Origin of the sequence: Vibrio ordalii ATCC 33509 (genome assembly GCA_000257205.1) — a bacterium.
GTDB lineage: Bacteria > Pseudomonadota > Gammaproteobacteria > Enterobacterales > Vibrionaceae > Vibrio > Vibrio ordalii.
Genome location: AEZC01000219.1, coordinates 1 through 497, shown reverse-complemented (window position 1 = coordinate 497; position 497 = coordinate 1). Strand labels below are relative to the sequence as shown.

Annotated in this window: 1 protein-coding gene; it reads left to right on the top strand. The window is 44.7% G+C overall.

The window, feature by feature from the left end; translation table 11 throughout:
- The coding region (locus VOR_RS0114750) for an IS630 family transposase (RefSeq protein WP_010320463.1) at positions 1 to 497 on the top strand (497 nt) is incomplete at both ends.

Genomic DNA, 497 nt, shown 5'->3' with positions numbered 1-497 from the left:
AACTTATCGAACATCTGGCTGAGGACACGTACTTTCACACCCACCAAATTGTCGCTTATGTACAAGCTGAGTTTGGTATTCGTTATACCGTTGCTGGAATGAACAAGTGGCTACATCATCACGGCTTCTCATATAAAAAGCCGAAAGGTGTGCCGCACAAGTTTGATCCAGAGATGCAGCAAGCCTTTATCGAACATTACAACGAGACGCTAAGAAACAGCGAAGACCCTGTGTTATTCATGGATGCCGTTCATCCTACACAGTCCACAAAACTCAGTTATGGCTGGATACGAAAAGGCCAAGACAAAGTGATTGAGACAACAGGCAGTCGAACTCGTCTAAATATTATCGGTGCGTTACCCCTTCAAAATATTGGCGCAACGGTGACAGAAACGTATGACACAATAAACAGCGAGAGCATCGTTCGCTTCTTCTGGAAGCTCAAAAAGGAGCATTACCCGTTGGAGCAAAAAGTACACCTAATACTTGATGGTGCC